General features: G+C 70.3%; 17 protein-coding genes and 1 pseudogene. 9 read left to right on the plus strand and 9 right to left on the minus strand.

Translation table 11 applies throughout. The features are described from left to right. Positions 1-88 precede the first annotated feature (88 nt). From AC2DGY_RS12705 to AC2DGY_RS12730, 6 genes are all read right to left on the minus strand, one after another. Positions 89-1,825 carry an aldehyde dehydrogenase family protein gene (locus tag AC2DGY_RS12705; protein ID WP_484510121.1) on the minus strand — a complete coding sequence of 579 codons (1,737 nt, stop codon included), beginning with the start codon at positions 1,823-1,825 and terminating at the stop codon, positions 89-91. Between the two features lie 93 nt (positions 1,826-1,918). Then, complete coding sequence (locus AC2DGY_RS12710) at positions 1,919-2,176, minus strand: glutaredoxin family protein (protein ID WP_484510122.1); 258 nt, start codon at positions 2,174-2,176, stop codon at positions 1,919-1,921. A 41-nt stretch (positions 2,177-2,217) separates the two neighbouring features. Further along, entirely contained in the window at positions 2,218-3,351 is a 1,134-nt protein-coding gene (locus AC2DGY_RS12715) for a glycosyltransferase (RefSeq protein ID WP_484510123.1), read from the minus strand. Between the two features lie 104 nt (positions 3,352-3,455). After that, positions 3,456-3,602 carry a hypothetical protein gene (locus AC2DGY_RS12720; protein ID WP_484510124.1) on the minus strand — a complete coding sequence of 49 codons (147 nt, stop codon included), beginning with the start codon at positions 3,600-3,602 and terminating at the stop codon, positions 3,456-3,458. A 206-nt stretch (positions 3,603-3,808) separates the two neighbouring features. Beyond that, positions 3,809-4,900: a polysaccharide deacetylase family protein gene (locus AC2DGY_RS12725; protein WP_484510125.1), complete on the minus strand. Its 1,092-nt coding sequence runs from the start codon at positions 4,898-4,900 to the stop codon at positions 3,809-3,811. A 263-nt stretch (positions 4,901-5,163) separates the two neighbouring features. Next, positions 5,164-5,952 carry a class I SAM-dependent methyltransferase gene (locus AC2DGY_RS12730; RefSeq protein ID WP_484510126.1) on the minus strand — a complete coding sequence of 263 codons (789 nt, stop codon included), beginning with the start codon at positions 5,950-5,952 and terminating at the stop codon, positions 5,164-5,166. 182 nt (positions 5,953-6,134) lie between these two features. Between AC2DGY_RS12730 and AC2DGY_RS12735 the strand changes: the two genes are divergently transcribed. The 3 genes and pseudogenes from AC2DGY_RS12735 to AC2DGY_RS12745 all read left to right on the plus strand — a co-directional run. Then, positions 6,135-7,055 carry a helix-turn-helix transcriptional regulator gene (locus AC2DGY_RS12735; protein ID WP_484510127.1) on the plus strand — a complete coding sequence of 307 codons (921 nt, stop codon included), beginning with the start codon at positions 6,135-6,137 and terminating at the stop codon, positions 7,053-7,055. An 86-nt stretch (positions 7,056-7,141) separates the two neighbouring features. Further along, positions 7,142-7,627: a DUF2975 domain-containing protein gene (locus AC2DGY_RS12740; RefSeq protein ID WP_484510128.1), complete on the plus strand. Its 486-nt coding sequence runs from the start codon at positions 7,142-7,144 to the stop codon at positions 7,625-7,627. Further along, positions 7,628-7,834: pseudogene (locus AC2DGY_RS12745) on the plus strand (helix-turn-helix domain-containing protein); the annotation flags it as partial. A gap of 296 nt (positions 7,835-8,130) precedes the next feature. On the opposite strand, the gene AC2DGY_RS12750 reads toward AC2DGY_RS12745, so the two are convergent. Continuing rightward, the gene (locus AC2DGY_RS12750; protein WP_484510129.1) at positions 8,131-9,165 is read right to left on the minus strand and encodes a helix-turn-helix transcriptional regulator; all 1,035 of its coding nucleotides are present in this window, start codon (positions 9,163-9,165) and stop codon (positions 8,131-8,133) included. Between the two features lie 102 nt (positions 9,166-9,267). On the opposite strand from AC2DGY_RS12750, the gene AC2DGY_RS12755 reads away from it, so the two are divergent. The 4 genes from AC2DGY_RS12755 to AC2DGY_RS12770 all read left to right on the plus strand — a co-directional run bounded on the left by AC2DGY_RS12755 (position 9,268) and on the right by AC2DGY_RS12770 (position 11,879). Then, positions 9,268-9,735, plus strand: coding sequence for a VOC family protein (locus AC2DGY_RS12755; protein WP_484510130.1), 468 nt, complete (start codon positions 9,268-9,270; stop codon positions 9,733-9,735). 116 nt (positions 9,736-9,851) lie between these two features. Further along, on the plus strand, positions 9,852-10,286 hold the full coding sequence (locus AC2DGY_RS12760; protein WP_484510131.1) for a YciI family protein: 435 nt from the start codon (positions 9,852-9,854) through the stop codon (positions 10,284-10,286). Further along, positions 10,247-11,512, plus strand: coding sequence for an RNA polymerase sigma factor (locus AC2DGY_RS12765; protein ID WP_484510132.1), 1,266 nt, complete (start codon positions 10,247-10,249; stop codon positions 11,510-11,512). The genes AC2DGY_RS12760 and AC2DGY_RS12765 overlap by 40 nt, the downstream gene beginning before the upstream one ends. Before the next feature lie 103 nt (positions 11,513-11,615). Next, a complete protein-coding gene (locus AC2DGY_RS12770) occupies positions 11,616-11,879 on the plus strand; it encodes a DUF4287 domain-containing protein (RefSeq protein ID WP_484510610.1) in 264 nt (87 codons plus the stop codon). Positions 11,880-11,898: 19 nt separating this feature from the next. Here AC2DGY_RS12770 and AC2DGY_RS12775 read toward each other — a convergent pair whose 3' ends face one another. Both AC2DGY_RS12775 and AC2DGY_RS12780 read right to left on the minus strand, forming a co-directional pair. Next, positions 11,899-12,165: a hypothetical protein gene (locus AC2DGY_RS12775; RefSeq protein WP_484510133.1), complete on the minus strand. Its 267-nt coding sequence runs from the start codon at positions 12,163-12,165 to the stop codon at positions 11,899-11,901. Positions 12,166-12,224: 59 nt separating this feature from the next. Further along, positions 12,225-12,485 (minus strand): arginine deiminase-related protein, encoded by a 261-nt coding sequence (locus AC2DGY_RS12780; protein WP_484510134.1) that lies wholly within the window; start codon positions 12,483-12,485, stop codon positions 12,225-12,227. Between AC2DGY_RS12780 and AC2DGY_RS12785 the strand changes: the two genes are divergently transcribed. Next, positions 12,367-12,840: an Lrp/AsnC family transcriptional regulator gene (locus AC2DGY_RS12785; RefSeq protein WP_484510135.1), complete on the plus strand. Its 474-nt coding sequence runs from the start codon at positions 12,367-12,369 to the stop codon at positions 12,838-12,840. The two genes, AC2DGY_RS12780 and AC2DGY_RS12785, sit on opposite strands and share 119 nt — an antisense overlap. A gap of 29 nt (positions 12,841-12,869) precedes the next feature. After that, positions 12,870-13,271 carry a DUF2255 family protein gene (locus AC2DGY_RS12790; protein ID WP_484510136.1) on the plus strand — a complete coding sequence of 134 codons (402 nt, stop codon included), beginning with the start codon at positions 12,870-12,872 and terminating at the stop codon, positions 13,269-13,271. Positions 13,272-13,374 lie beyond the last annotated feature (103 nt).

Genomic DNA, 13,374 nt, shown 5'->3' on the forward strand with positions numbered 1-13,374 from the left:
CGAGAAACAACGTTCCGGCTGAGAAACGGCGCGGCGCGGGGTGTCTCGGCCGGAATGTCGTGTCTCGCGGGCGGGGGCGGGCGGGGCGTCAGGCGCGGAAGGCCTTCAGCAGCGTCCCCGCGAGTGTCGCGAGGTTGCCGTGCGCGCGGAACAGGGTGAGCCCCTTGCTCACCGCGGCACCGGTGCGCGCCGTCACGAACCACGGCGGCTTGGGCAGCACCGTGAACGTGCTGCGCCGGCCGATTCCGCGCACCATCCGGGGGAACGGGCGGAACGGACCGCGCAGCACCGAGCGCTCGACCCGATCGATGAGGCGCGCGTTGTGCACGACGCCGATGCCGCTGCCGACGTTCTGCAGCGTGCCGCCGGGGAACGCGCCCCACGACAGGGTCGGGACGGTGAACGACACGCCCGTCCAGGTGTTGATCGCGATTGCGCCGTAGCGCAGCTCGGCGATGGCGCGCTCGAACCCCGCGCCGAGTTCGGCTTCGCTCACCGGGTCGATCAGGACGTTCGCGCCGAGGGTGCCGGTGAGGCGGTCGTTGGCGTGCGCGACGGCCGCGTCGAGGAACTCCTGACCCGATCCCGGCAGCGTCAGCACTCCGAGCACGGGTGCGAAGTACTCCGTGGTCTCCACGGCGTCGGCTGCCGCATCCCGGTCGACCTCCACGATCGCGCGGGTGTCGTCGGCGTACCACGTCGCGTCCGGGTAGGCCGCCCGCGCCGCGGCGAGCGCGTCGTCGCTCCGCGGGTACCAGGCCGGGCGGGCCGGGGCTGCGGCGTACGCGCGACGGAGGGCGGCGAGGAACGCGCCCCGTTGCGGCCAGTCGGCGCTGAGGAGCACCACCTGTCCGGCGATGCAGTTGTGCCCGCCGTTCTGGAGGCGCATCGTCGCGATGTGCTCCGCCTGGTACTTGAGGTCGGCGGTGGTCCACTTCCCCGGCACCACGATGATCGGGGCGACGCCGCCGAGTTCGGCCGTGATGGGCACGGTGAGGGCTGGGCGGTTCTCGGCACGTCGCGCGGCCGCATCCTCTCCCCACACGATCGCGTCGAAGGTGGCGGCCGAACCGGTGACGTGCACGTGGGAGAACGCGGGATGCCGCGTCAGCTGCGCACCGAGGTCTCCGCCCCCGCGCACGATCCGCAGGAATCCCGCCTCGATCAGCGGGGCGAGCGCCCGCTCGAACACCGGGACGAGGGCATCCTGGGTGGGGTTGAGCTTCAGCAGCGACACGCGGTTGGCCGACAGCAGTTCGTACAGCACGTCGAGGACGGGGATCGAGGTGACGTTGCCCGCGCCCAGGACGAGGCCGACACCACCGGATGCGGTGGGGGTCCGCTGCCCGAGCCCGGCAGAGGTGATCGCCTGCGCCCGCGTCACGCCGGGCTCCAGCCACACCTCACCGCGGAAGCCCGAGAGCAGCACGCGGTCGATCGGTGCGGCAGGCAGGACGCGCACGCGCAGGCGCCCGCCGGGCGCCGGGTCGAAGCGCGCGGTGCCGAGCGGACTGAGGCCGGTGTGCAGCGCGCGCAGTGAATCCCGCGCGGTGTCCAGGGCGGCGAGGGTCGTGTAGGGCCCGGCGAGCCATTCCTCGCCGGCCAGAGGAGAGTCCAGAGCGAGGCCCTTGGATGCGACGGCCGCTGCGACCCACTCCTCGGCCGACGCGCCCACGGTGTCGTGCAGGCGATCGAGGAGCCGCGCGCGCTCATCGAGGGTGAGCGTGGACCACAGGCGCGAGCCGGCGGCGAGGGCGTCGAGATCGGCGTCGATCGCTGCCTGAGCGGCGTCGGGAAGCGCGGAAGAGGGGAGATCGAGGGTCACGACACACTCCTTCGGACAGGGCTCCAGCCTAGGTCGGCCGCGGAGCCGGATCGTGCTGTGGTAGGCCTTGCGCGCGCACCCGGGCCGGGGCGGTCAGATGAGCGCGAGTTCGCGGAGCTTGGCGATGAGGTCGGCGTCGGACGGCTCCACATGGTGCGAAGAGTCCGGATATACGACAACGGGAATGTTCGTGCGGCCGGAGATGTCTCGCGCGACATCGGCGGCCGCGGGATCCGCCTCGAGGTCGACGTACTCGTACGGCACGCCCAGGCTGTCGAGCGCGGCCTTGGTGCGGCGGCAGTCCCTGCACCACGCGGCGCCGAACATCGTCACGGCAGCGGAGGAAGTCATCCCTCCAGGTTATGCCCGGGCGGAGGGCCGCCTCGCCACTGCTAAGCGGCCAGGTTGTCGGCGGCGGCGGCCGCGGCACGTGCGGCGGCAGGCGCTGCCGCGCGCTGCTTCTCCGGGCCGTAGACGACGAGCGCGTGGAAGACGAACCGGACGACGAAGGCGGCCACCAGGGTGAGGCCGGCGGCGAGGACGCTGGGGATATGTGTGGCCTCGACGAGGATCCACAACACGGGGATGCGGATGACGGCTTCGAGGTTGTTGAAGGTGAACGACTTGAGGAACCGGTGCCGCATCAGACCGGAGTCGGCCCGCAGGTCGGCGAAGACGAGATACTCCAGGAGGAGGAAGTTGCCGAGGATCGTCACTTCGCTGGCGATGATCGCCGCCCACACGTATTCCATGCCGAGGGCGATGAGCGCCCACATGATGGCCAGGTTGGCCACGGCACCGGCCCCGCCGACCAGCGCGAAGGCCGACATGCGCCCGAATCGGAGCATGGTCAGCTGCGTGAGGAACCGCACGCCCTGGGTGAAGGAGGCCTTGGATCGTCCTGCGTATCGTTCGGCGAAGTCGAAAGGAACCTCGGCCAGGCGCAGCTGACGGCGCGCGAGGATCTCCAGGAGGATCTTGAATCCGCGAGGGCGCAGGCCGTCCAGCTCGACGGCCGACCGGCGCAGCAGGAAGAAGCCGGTCATCGGGTCGGAGCATCCATGGAGCCTGCGCGGGAACATCGCCTTGGTCAGCAGGGTCGACAACCGCGACACGGTGGTGCGCACGGAGCCGGCGAGACCCGTGGACGTCCCGCCGGGGACGTAGCGCGAGGCGACCACCACGTCCACATCGCCTCGCGTGGCTCGGGCGAGCAGCTGCGGGATGACCTCGGGGGGATGCTGCAGGTCGCCGTCCATGACGAGGCACCAGTCCGCACGCGCGGCCCGAACGCCCTCGAGGACCGCGCCGCCCAGTCCACCCGTGGCCTCCTCGCGGTGGATCAGCCGGACGGGCGCTTTGCTCTCGCGCGCCGCAGCACGGATGATCTCCGGGGTGTCATCGGTGGAGTCGTCGACGAAGACGACCTCATACGCGGAGCTGTCCAGCGTGAGGGCCAGACGGCGCAGCAGTTCCCGGACGTTCGGACCTTCGTTGAAGGTCGGAACGATGAGGGAGAGGTCCATGGGCGGCTCGCGATTTCGTCGGGCTGAGGCCTTTCAGCCTAATGTCCGCACCTTGGCGTGGGCCGGGGGATCCGGGAAGCGGTACGCCGGAATTCACTCCGCGTTCAGGGGTCGGAACCGATGCATGCGGCGTGCTGCACGGGAGCCTTGGTCGCTGCCTGCGGCAGTTTGCCTGTTCGTCGCTGGTAGTACTGCAAGCCGGTCGGGACCTTCGCCGTCGTGGCCGCGGCGAGGGCAGCGGAGTACGCCACCTGCGCGATTTTCGGTCCTCCGTATGCCGCGAATCCGAAGTAGCGTCCCTCGACATCCGCCTGCACGAAAGGTGTGCGGTCAGCAGGTACCCGTGCAGGTGTGCCATCGCAAACGCCAACTCGACCCCACGGGTCCGTGGGTCGGCGCAGAAGCCGAGTCGTACCGGCAGGGATGCAGGTTCTCGAGCAGGTGCTCGCGCCGACGACTACCCGATGAGGCCTGCCAGCGCCTCGACGCCCATGCCGTAGTTGATGCGGATGCAGGGGAGGGAGAGCTTGTCCGTACCGATCCGGACGTACCCCTGCTCGATCGTGCGCGCCAGCTCGAACCCGGCCTGAGTGACGCCGCGCCGGGCTTCGTCGTTGTAGTCACCGAACGGGTAGGCGACCACCTCCCGCGCCCCGAGGATCTGGGCCGATTGCTCGAGGTCGGCGGCGATGGCGTCCGCGGCATCGTTGACCATCCGCCCGTCGCCGTTCACGCCCGCGCGGTGCATGTCGTGGGTGTGGGAGCGCTGCAGCACGAACGGGTTCGGCGCCGGCTCGGTGCGGGCGGACGTGATCACGAACGACGTGGTGAGCAGGCCCCTGCCGTGCACGATGGGTGCGGCCAACTCCAGCCACGAGGAGTCGGCGTCGTCGTCCGTGATGATCACCGAGCGCTTCGGGAGGAACAGAGCGCCGTCGATGAAGGCGCTCAGCTCGTCCCAGGTCGGCAGATAGAAGCCGGAGTCGGCGATGTACGCCATCTGCGCGTCGAAGTCTCCGATGAAGGCGTAGTTGAGCCGCAACCAGCCCGGTTCCCCCTCGGGCTTGGTGGTGAACTGGTGGTACATGAGGACGGGGATGCCGGCGTCTTCGGCGGCGTTGTCTCCGGGCGTCTTCCACCCGGCATGCAGAGTGACTCGCCTCGCGGTGCAGGTCACGAGGTCGGCACCGTTCACCCGGGCGGGGACGGCGAAGCCCGCCGCATCCGCCGCTGTCGCGTACCAGCCGGCGAACACCCGTCCGTCCTGGCGGGGGATCGGGAGGCCCGCGTAGAGCACTCCCTGTGTCTGGAGCTGCGGTTCGAGGGCGATGCCGTCGCCGAGGAACGACACGGCGCAGGCGGACGGGTCGGGCGTCGCAGCCAGCAGCGCCTCGGCCGGGCTGAGCGGCGTGGGCGAAGGGGTCGGCGTCGGGGTCGGGGAGGGCCGCGGTGACGCAGCGGCCCTCCCCTCCGGCGGTGCGGTGCCCCGCGCGATCGCGAACGCCAAGATGGTGCTGACGACGGCCACGCTCAGGATCGCCGCGGCCACACCGATCGCCCGCCGGCGACGCCGCCGCCGGGATGAGGACGCCCGCGGTCCGTGCGACGAGTGTCGGCGTCGCATCCGAGATCCCGTTCCGGCCGTCATGACTCCCCCTGGTACCGATCCGCCCCCGCGCCTCGGTGGGCGGCAGCCTAGCCGGACGCGAAGGAATACCGTCTCAGCGAGCAGGCGCGCCGACGGGGCGGCCGAGACAGGCGCGCGAGAAGTCGCGCACGGGGTGCCGGCGGATCCAGACCGCAGGGATGCGGTCAGGCGGCCCGTGCCGTGACCAGGTTGTAGGTGAGCGCGGGCCGCTCCAGCTCGCCGCGCTCCACCCGTTGTGCGCGCGCGATCATCGCCGATTCGAGTTCGGCACGGCGGTGGGGCGGCATGGCGCGGAAGAAGGGCATCATCACGAAGAACGGCTGGAACTCCCAGTACACCTCGTCGGCGGGCGGGAACGCGTAATCGCTCTCGCGCTCCGTGACCTCGATGTCGCTGAAGCCGGCAGCGGCGACGGCGCGGACGAGGTCGTCGTGCGCCGTGTAGTCGAGGGGGAACGGGAGCTCCTCGCCGATGTCTTCGGACGCCTCCAGCAGCGCCCGGATCACGGACGACGCCTTCGGTGACGGCCAGTGAGTGATCGCCACGGCGCCCCCGGGCCGCAGGACGCGCCGCGCCTCGGCCAGCGCGGCGGGCACGCCGTCGCGCAGGTACATGACCGTGAAGATCGAAAAGACGGCATCGAATGCGGCGTCCGGGTAGGTCAGCGTCGTCGCGTCCATCAATTCGGCGGATGCCGCGGGCCAGTGTCGCAGACGCCCGGCGACGTAGTCGGTGAGCATCGGGGCGGTGTCGATCGCGGTGGGGACGTATCCCCGTTCCGCCGCGGCAACGGCGAGGGATCCCGTGCCTGTGCCGAGGTCGAGGACCCGTGCGCCGGCGGGCAGGTCCAGCTCGTCCAAGAGGCGATGGGCGATCGCGCTGGTCGTGGGTTCGACCCACCGGGCTGTTGCCGCCAAGGAGTCGTCGAAGGGGTTGCCATTTACTAGGGCCATGGCCATCGTTTGTCGTCCAATCATTCGGGAGCGAACGGGCCGCCTCGGATCGGGCGGCGCCTTCCATGCAAGCGGCGGCGCGGGCCAGGCGCCATGTGCGCCCGGTCTTGACACATACGCGCTCTGTCATTCGGTACCGGGGCGCCGCCCCAGTACCCCCAGAGGCGGCATAGCCTGGCGGGATGGTCCCCCCCGATGCCCTGAGCGCCGCCGTCGCCGGTGTGCGTGTCGGCCGGGCCGAGGCCTGCCGCGTCAGTGCGGCCGGCCCCTGGGGTATGCGCTATACCGGCCTCGAGGTCAGCGGATTCCACGTGCTCGTGCGCGGGACGGCGTGGCTGGTGACCCCTGATGAACCACCGAGGCAGCTCGCCCCGGGAGACGTTGTGCTCGTTCAGCCCGGCGTCGAGCACGGCTTCTCTCCCGCGCCGGCGCGGCTGGCGTCACTGCCCCCGGCGATCCTGGGTTCCGGGGGAGGCGAGGATGCCGACGTGGAGTTCGTCTGCGGTGCCTACTGGATGGATCGCGGACGGTTCGCGAAGAACCTCACGCCGGTGCCCGGTGTGATCGTCTCGGCGGCGGAGGACACGGATGCCCATCTCCGCGGCATCCTCGCGCTGCTTGCGGCAGAACTCGACGCCACCCGCCCAGGTGCGGCCATCGCAACCCGCGCCCTGCTTGATCTGCTACTCACCCAGGTGTTGCGGCGGTGGTTCGAGGAAAACGGCGACATCACGCTGCCCGAGCAACGCGATCCCGAGATCGCCTACGTCATACGTGCCCTGCTCGCCGCCCCGGAACGACCGTGGACGGTGCGCGAGCTCGCAGATCTCGTGCACTTGCCGTCGCGCCGATTCTCCCGCCGATTCGCCGCGGTGACGGGCAGTCCGCCGATGAGCTATTTGACGTCCTGGCGACTTGCCCGGGCTGCGCAGCTTCTCCGGGAGAGCTCGCAGCCACTCGCCGCGATCGCACCCGCCGTCGGATACGCGAGCGAGTTCGCCTTGAGCGCTGCGTTCCGGCGCGAGTTCGGGCTCGCCCCCGGTCGCTATCGAACGAACGCGACCCTCGCGCCGGGCGCATCGCTGATGACCGGGCACGGGTAGGTCCATCGCCGCGCACCCTGTGCAGGATGGCAATATCTATCGAAAAACGATAGCCTCAGCACCGTCCACTCTTCAGAGGGGGTGCCATGGGCACCATATCGATCGTTCTTCTGCGCGTGGTCATCGCGCTTTCGCTGGTCGGGTCGCTGTTCGTGCAGGTCGTGATCGTGCCCCTGGTGTGGGCCGACCTGGAGGGCGAACCGCTGTGGGGACGGATCACGCTTGTCACCATCGCCGTGCTCGGCATCGTCACGATGCAGGTGTTCGCGGTGTGCGTCTGGCGGCTCTTGACCCTCGTGCGTCGCGGCGCCGTGTTCTCCGAGGCATCCTTCCGATACGTGGACGTCGTCATCGGCGCCGTCGCGTCGGCTGCCGGGCTGACCTTCCTCCTCGCGGTGATGCTCGCGCCGGGCGGGATCGCCCCCGGCGTGGTGGGGTTGATCTGCGCCGCCGCTCTCGTCCTGGCGGGGATGGCGCTGCTGGTCGTGGTGATGCGCCGACTCCTCTCGCAGGCGATCGATCGCGAGAACGAGGCGCGAGCCCTGCGCTCAGAGCTGGACGAGGTGATCTGAATGCCGATCGTCGTCGACATCGACGTGATGCTGGCGCGACGGAAGATGAGCGTCGGCACCCTGGCAGAACGCGTCGGGATCACGCCGGCGAACCTCGCCGTCCTGAAGAACGGACGAGCCAAAGCCGTGCGGTTCTCCACGCTCGACGCGCTCTGCGACGTGCTCGAGTGTCAGCCGGGTGATCTCCTGCGGTGGGAACCGGCCGATGCCGATGCGGATGCGGATCCGCTCATCCCACCGTCCGGCGCTGGGCCGGGTCGGGTGCGGGATCGTGGTGGTGTCGATGCCGCTTGCGCTCTCGCGTCTTCCGGTCCCGTGGCACGATCCCGTCACCCAGGGCGGCGCTGATCGCGCTCGTCCAGATGGCGCTGCCGTTTCCGTGGGAACCGAAACCGTCGTAGCCCGCCATGATGCTCCTCTCGTCGATGAGGTCGCCTCATTCCGGGATACGCCCTGCACGCGTGCCGCTGGAGCGGCTTGACGAGCGGGGCGCGGTGTGCAGGTCATCCGTTGGCGGCGGGCTGCCCCTCGGGCCCCGTGCTCGCGGTTCGCGCGTTCCGCGTGGCGAGCCGCGCGAACGCGGCGGTGAGTTCGGGCGGCCCGACGACGTCGATATCGGCGTCGAACCGGAGGAGGGATGCGGCAAGCGCCGCCCACGACCAGGAACCGGCTTCGAGACTGCAGCGGTGGGGCCCGAGGTCCTCCACGATCCCGTCGCCGGCGAACGGGACCACGTCCGACGCGGGGAGGTGCAGGATGACCTTCCCGGAGCAGGGCCAGCGGTTACGCAGGTCGGAACCCTTGAAGCGGGCGCCCACGTACGCGGCCACGTCGCCACCCGGTATGCGTCGCGGCGTGAACCGCGGGCCGGTGGGGGTACGCGGAGCGATGCGGTCGGCGCGGAAGATGCGCCAGTCAGTGCGCTCGAGATCCCACGCGACGAGGTACCAACGACCCGAGGACGTGACGAGGTGGTGCGGTTCCACCCGGCGCGGTGGAACCGCCTCCGCGCTGTCACCGGTGGTGCCGCGGGGATCGGGGGCATCCCGGCGCGCGTAGTCGAAGCGCAGCACCTCGCAGGACCGCGCAGCGGCGGAGATCGCGAGAAGCACCTCCGGCGACACCGTGTCGCGCCCGGCTTCGCCCACGCCGGCGGGCATCGCGGTGAACTCGAGAACGCTGAGGCGATGGCGAAGACGCGAGGGCATCACCTGCCGCACCGTGGTCAACGCCCGCAGCGCCGCTTCCTCGATACCCACGCCGGTGACCGTCGCCGTCTGCAGGGCGAGGGCCAGCGCGACGACCTGGTCGTCGTCGAAGAGCAGGGGAGGCAGCTCGCTGCCGGCGTCGAGGCGATAGCCGCCCTCCGGCCCCATCGTCGACTGGATGCGGTAGCCCATCTCGCGGAGCCGGTCGACGTCGCGGCGAACCGTCCGGGGGCTGATCTCCAGTCGCTCCGCGAGCACCGTGCCCGGCCAGTCGCGCCTGGTCTGCAGCAGCGAGAGCAGCTGAAGCAGCCGGGACGTGGTCGTCGTCATTCCACGATGCTAATTCGAGTGTAGGACCGAAGCTGACCTATACACCCGGAAGCGTGGATGCTGTCAGGGAGACGCCCCGGCACCGTCACACCAGGAGCGAACATGAGCATTCAGACCACCCCCCACCTCAACTTCCACGGCGAAGCCCGCGCGGCTTTGGAGTTCTACCGGACCGTCTTCGGCGGCGAAGTAACGATCGCCACCTACGCCGAGGTCGGCATGCCCCCCGAGGCGCCGGGCGCGAGCAACGTCGTCTTCGGTCAGGTCTCCAGCGCCGACGGCTTCCGGGTCATGGCGTACGACATCCCTGGCGCGTCCGACAGCGCCGCGACCCACGCGGGCTCGACCCGCCGCGAGAACAGCGTCACGATCACCGAACAGCCGTTCTTCCTCTCCGTGCGCGGAGAGAGCCTCGACGAGGTCCAGGTCTACTGGAATGCGCTCGCCGTGGGAGCCTCGATCGTCGAGCAGTTGGCCGCATCCGCATGGAGCCCCGGCTTCGGCATGCTCACCGACCGTTTCGGAGTGACCTGGAGTATCGACGTCGCCGCGCCCCACAGCGCTGCGTAGTCGCGCCGGGCGGGGCCCCACAGCATCCCGGTCTCGCGTCGATGTCGATTTCGCCCGGCGCCGTTCGACGCGATAGTAGAGGGGCGATCCGAGCCCCGAGACCGAAGGAGCATCTCATGGCCAAGTACATGCTGATCATGCGCAACAGCGGATCCGCCGAGAACTATGAAGACATGGACGTCGAGGCGGTCCTCAACGCCATGGGGGCATACAACGAGTCGATGATCAAAGCGGGCATCCTCCTCGGAGGCGAGGGGCTTACGGATGCCGCGGAGGGGTCGGTGGTGGAGTTCACCGGCGAAGCGCCCGTGGTTACCGACGGCCCTTACGGCGAGACCCACGAGCTGTTCAACGGCTTCTGGATCATCCAGACCGCCACGAAGGAGGAGGCCATCGAGTGGGCGAGCCGTGCACCCCTCGGCGCCGGTAACAAGATCGAGGTGCGCCGCGTCACCGACGAGTCGGACTTCGCGGACTACTCCGACAACGAGTACGTCCAGAAGGAGAAGGGATGGCGCGCCGAGGAGGAAGCCGCAGCGAAGCGGCCATGAGCGACGACATCCGCCGCACGGTCGACGGCGTCTGGCGTATCGAGAGCGCGCGCATCGTCGCCACGCTCGCGAAGGCGACCGGCGACGTCGGCCTCGCGGAGGATCTCGCGCAGGAGGCGGTGGTGGAGGCGCTCGAGAAATGGCCCGAGACCGGCGTTCCGCGAAACGCGGGTGCCTGGCTGACGACGGTCGCCAAGCGGCGCGCGATCGATCACTGGCGGCGGCGCGCTGCGCTGGACGACCGGCACCGGGCCCTCGCGTCCCAGCTCGAGGAGGCAACCGACGACGACGGGGAGCCGATCGACGACGACGTGCTCCGACTGGTGTTCATCGCGTGTCATCCGGTGCTGTCCCGCGAGTCGCAGATCGCCCTCACCCTGCGCGTGGTGAGCGGTCTGTCGACGCAGGAGATCGCGCGGATGCTGCTGGTGCCCGTGCCGACCGTGCAGGCGCGCATCACGCGGGCCAAGAAGACGCTGGCTGCCGCGCACGCACCGTTCGAGACGCCTGAGCCGAGCGAGTGGGCGCAGCGGCTCGCCGGGGTGCTCGCGGTGGTGTACCTCATGTTCACCGAGGGGTATGCCGCGACCGCCGGCGACCGGTGGATCCGCACCGACCTCGCCCACGAGGCGCTGCGCCTCGGACGCGTTCTCGCCGCGCTCGCGCCCCGCGAACCGGAAGCCCACGCACTGGTCGCGCTCATGGAGTTCCAGGCATCCCGCTTCGGCGCGCGGATCGCCTCGGACGGTTCGCCCGTGCTGCTGGCCGATCAGGACCGCACGCGATGGGACCGGGGGCAGATCGTCCGTGGGAGCGCCGCGCTGGGGCGCGCGGATGCCCTCGGCCGTGGCCGTGGGCCGTATGCCCTGCAGGCGGCCATCGCCCAGTGCCACGCCACGGCGCCGAGCGTCGACGACACGGACTGGGAGCGCATCGTGCTCCTGTACGAGGCGCTCGGACGACTGGCCCCGAGCCCGGTGGTCGAGCTGAACCGCGCCGTCGCCGTGTCGATGGCCTCGGGGGCGGATGCGGCGTTGCCGATGGTCGACGCGCTCGCCGACGCCCCCGCCCTGCAGGGCTCCCACCTCCTGCCGAGCGTGCGCGGGGAGCTGCTTCTGCGCCTCGGCCGCACGGAGGAGGCACGCGCGGAGCTGCTCAGCGCGGCGCAACGGGCCGCCAACGCGCAGCAGAGCGCCGTACTGCGGGCGAAGGCCGCCGCACTCTGACGAACCGGGGGCTGTCGAGCGTCGGGGGGCACGCGTATCGTGCACCCAACGCCCGAACTCAACCCAGGGAGCCGCCACGTCGTTCCAGGCGTACCTCGACACCATCGAAACCAAGACCGGCCTGACGCCGCGGCAGTTCATCGAGCTGGCCGGGCAACGCGGCTTCGGCCCCGATACCAAAGCCGGTCCGATCCTGGAGTGGCTCAAGGACGACTTCGACCTCGGACGTGGTCACGGCATGGCGCTGGTCCAGGTCATCACCAAGGGCGACCGGATCGCGGCGAAGCACGTCGGAAGCGGCGGGTCGCACAGCGACCCGAGCGATCGGCTCTGGCTCGACGGTCAGGCGACCCGGCCCAAAGAATGACGGCCGCCTGCGGGTGACGTCAGAGGGTGTAGCTGATGCTGAAGAGCCACTTCCGCGCTGCGCCGCCGTAGAGGCATCCCTCGCCGCCGTAGATCTTCCCGCCCTTGCGGATGATGTGCGCGCGCCAGGTGTTCTGGACGTACTGGCAATCCGCCTTCGTTGCCATGCCGTCGATCGCGACCCGATGAGAGGTGGCGGCAACGGCGGGCGCTGCGGTGACCAGCGTTCCTCCCGCGAGGGTGGCGACGGCGACGACAGTGGCGGCGAAACGGGTCTTCCAACGCATGACAACTCCCTTGTCCGAAACGCGTACATGCTGAGCTTGGCATGAAGGCCATCCGCGTCTCAATTCCGTTCCGCCGCATGATCCCCCGACACGATTCTCCCGATGACCGAAGCGCTCTGTGGGTCGCTCTCACGGCCCGGTCGATGCCCCTGACCGTCGCGCGGAGGGCGGGGCCGCCGATCTAGGTGCACGCCGGCGATCATGCAGCGGACCGACCCGCCGGCGAGTTCGATCGTGGGAACGGGCACCGCGACGATCCGGGCGCTCTTCTCGATGGTGCGGCGCTGCGCCGTGGTCAACGCGTCGCGCGCGTCGGACATCGCGCGGCGTCTCGGTATCGCGCGGGCGACGGCGAACAGCCGGCTCGCCCGCCTGGTCTCCTCGGGCGCGATCGTCGGCTTCAGCGTCCGGGTGCGCGACGAGGTCGCGGTGGATCAGATCCGCGCGATGTCGCTCATCGAGGTGGAGGGGCGCACCACGGATGCCGTCATCCGGCGCCTCCGCGGGTTTCCTGAGATCACGGCGCTGCACACCACGAACGGGGGATGGGACCTGGTTGCCGAGCTGCAGGTCGACAGCCTCGCCCGCTTCGATCAGGTGCTCGGCCGCATCCGGTCGACCGACGGCGTGGTCAACAGCGAGACGAGCCTGCTCCTGAGCTCCGTCCTACGCTGAGCGGCCGCCGCGCCGAGTACCCTCGGTGCATGGCCTTCGACGACCTCGTGCGCGTTCTCGACCAGACCCGCGTGGTCGCCGTCATCACCCGCCGCGCCGACGGCACCCGAATAGCCACCCCCATCTTGGCGATGGTGGTCGACGGTGTCCCCTACGTGCGGTCGGAGTACGGGAGGTCGTCCTGGTGGTATCGGCGCGCGATTTCCGGACGCGAGGTCGAGTTCGTCCTCGGCGACGGGATGATCGCCGCGCGAGACCGCGACGCCGCACTCGATCTGCCGACCGAACGCGTCGCGCTGGAGCCGGTGGCCGCGGATGACCCGGTGCAGCGCTCCATCGACCGCGTGATCGACACCAAGTACGCCGCGGCGCCCGCCGCCATGAAGAGCCCCGGAGCAAGGCAGTGCACGCTCCGGGTCGTCGCGCCCTGACCCACCTCCCGCGCGGTGGGTCACCGGCTGAACCGTGACGCCGCCGCGCCCCATCCCACGGGCAGCGCCACCCGCCTTCGCCGAACCACGCGCCGCCCGCGGA

Source organism: Microbacterium sp. Z6_144, from assembly GCF_057197625.1.

What these genes read in the sequence shown, in the direction of transcription:
- AC2DGY_RS12710 (WP_484510122.1), bottom strand. Translation starts at nt 2,176, where the DNA reads ATGACTTCCTCCGCTGCCGTGACGATGTTCGGCGCCGCGTGGTGCAGG.
- AC2DGY_RS12715 (WP_484510123.1), bottom strand. Translation starts at nt 3,351, where the DNA reads ATGGACCTCTCCCTCATCGTTCCGACCTTCAACGAAGGTCCGAACGTC.
- AC2DGY_RS12730 (WP_484510126.1), bottom strand. Translation starts at nt 5,952, where the DNA reads ATGGCCCTAGTAAATGGCAACCCCTTCGACGACTCCTTGGCGGCAACA.
- AC2DGY_RS12735 (WP_484510127.1), top strand. Translation starts at nt 6,135, where the DNA reads ATGGTCCCCCCCGATGCCCTGAGCGCCGCCGTCGCCGGTGTGCGTGTC.
- AC2DGY_RS12740 (WP_484510128.1), top strand. Translation starts at nt 7,142, where the DNA reads ATGGGCACCATATCGATCGTTCTTCTGCGCGTGGTCATCGCGCTTTCG.
- AC2DGY_RS12750 (WP_484510129.1), bottom strand. Translation starts at nt 9,165, where the DNA reads ATGACGACGACCACGTCCCGGCTGCTTCAGCTGCTCTCGCTGCTGCAG.
- AC2DGY_RS12755 (WP_484510130.1), top strand. Translation starts at nt 9,268, where the DNA reads ATGAGCATTCAGACCACCCCCCACCTCAACTTCCACGGCGAAGCCCGC.
- AC2DGY_RS12760 (WP_484510131.1), top strand. Translation starts at nt 9,852, where the DNA reads ATGGCCAAGTACATGCTGATCATGCGCAACAGCGGATCCGCCGAGAAC.
- AC2DGY_RS12765 (WP_484510132.1), top strand. Translation starts at nt 10,247, where the DNA reads ATGGCGCGCCGAGGAGGAAGCCGCAGCGAAGCGGCCATGAGCGACGAC.
- AC2DGY_RS12775 (WP_484510133.1), bottom strand. Translation starts at nt 12,165, where the DNA reads ATGCGTTGGAAGACCCGTTTCGCCGCCACTGTCGTCGCCGTCGCCACC.
- AC2DGY_RS12785 (WP_484510135.1), top strand. Translation starts at nt 12,367, where the DNA reads ATGCAGCGGACCGACCCGCCGGCGAGTTCGATCGTGGGAACGGGCACC.
- AC2DGY_RS12780 (WP_484510134.1), bottom strand. Translation starts at nt 12,485, where the DNA reads ATGTCCGACGCGCGCGACGCGTTGACCACGGCGCAGCGCCGCACCATC.
- AC2DGY_RS12790 (WP_484510136.1), top strand. Translation starts at nt 12,870, where the DNA reads ATGGCCTTCGACGACCTCGTGCGCGTTCTCGACCAGACCCGCGTGGTC.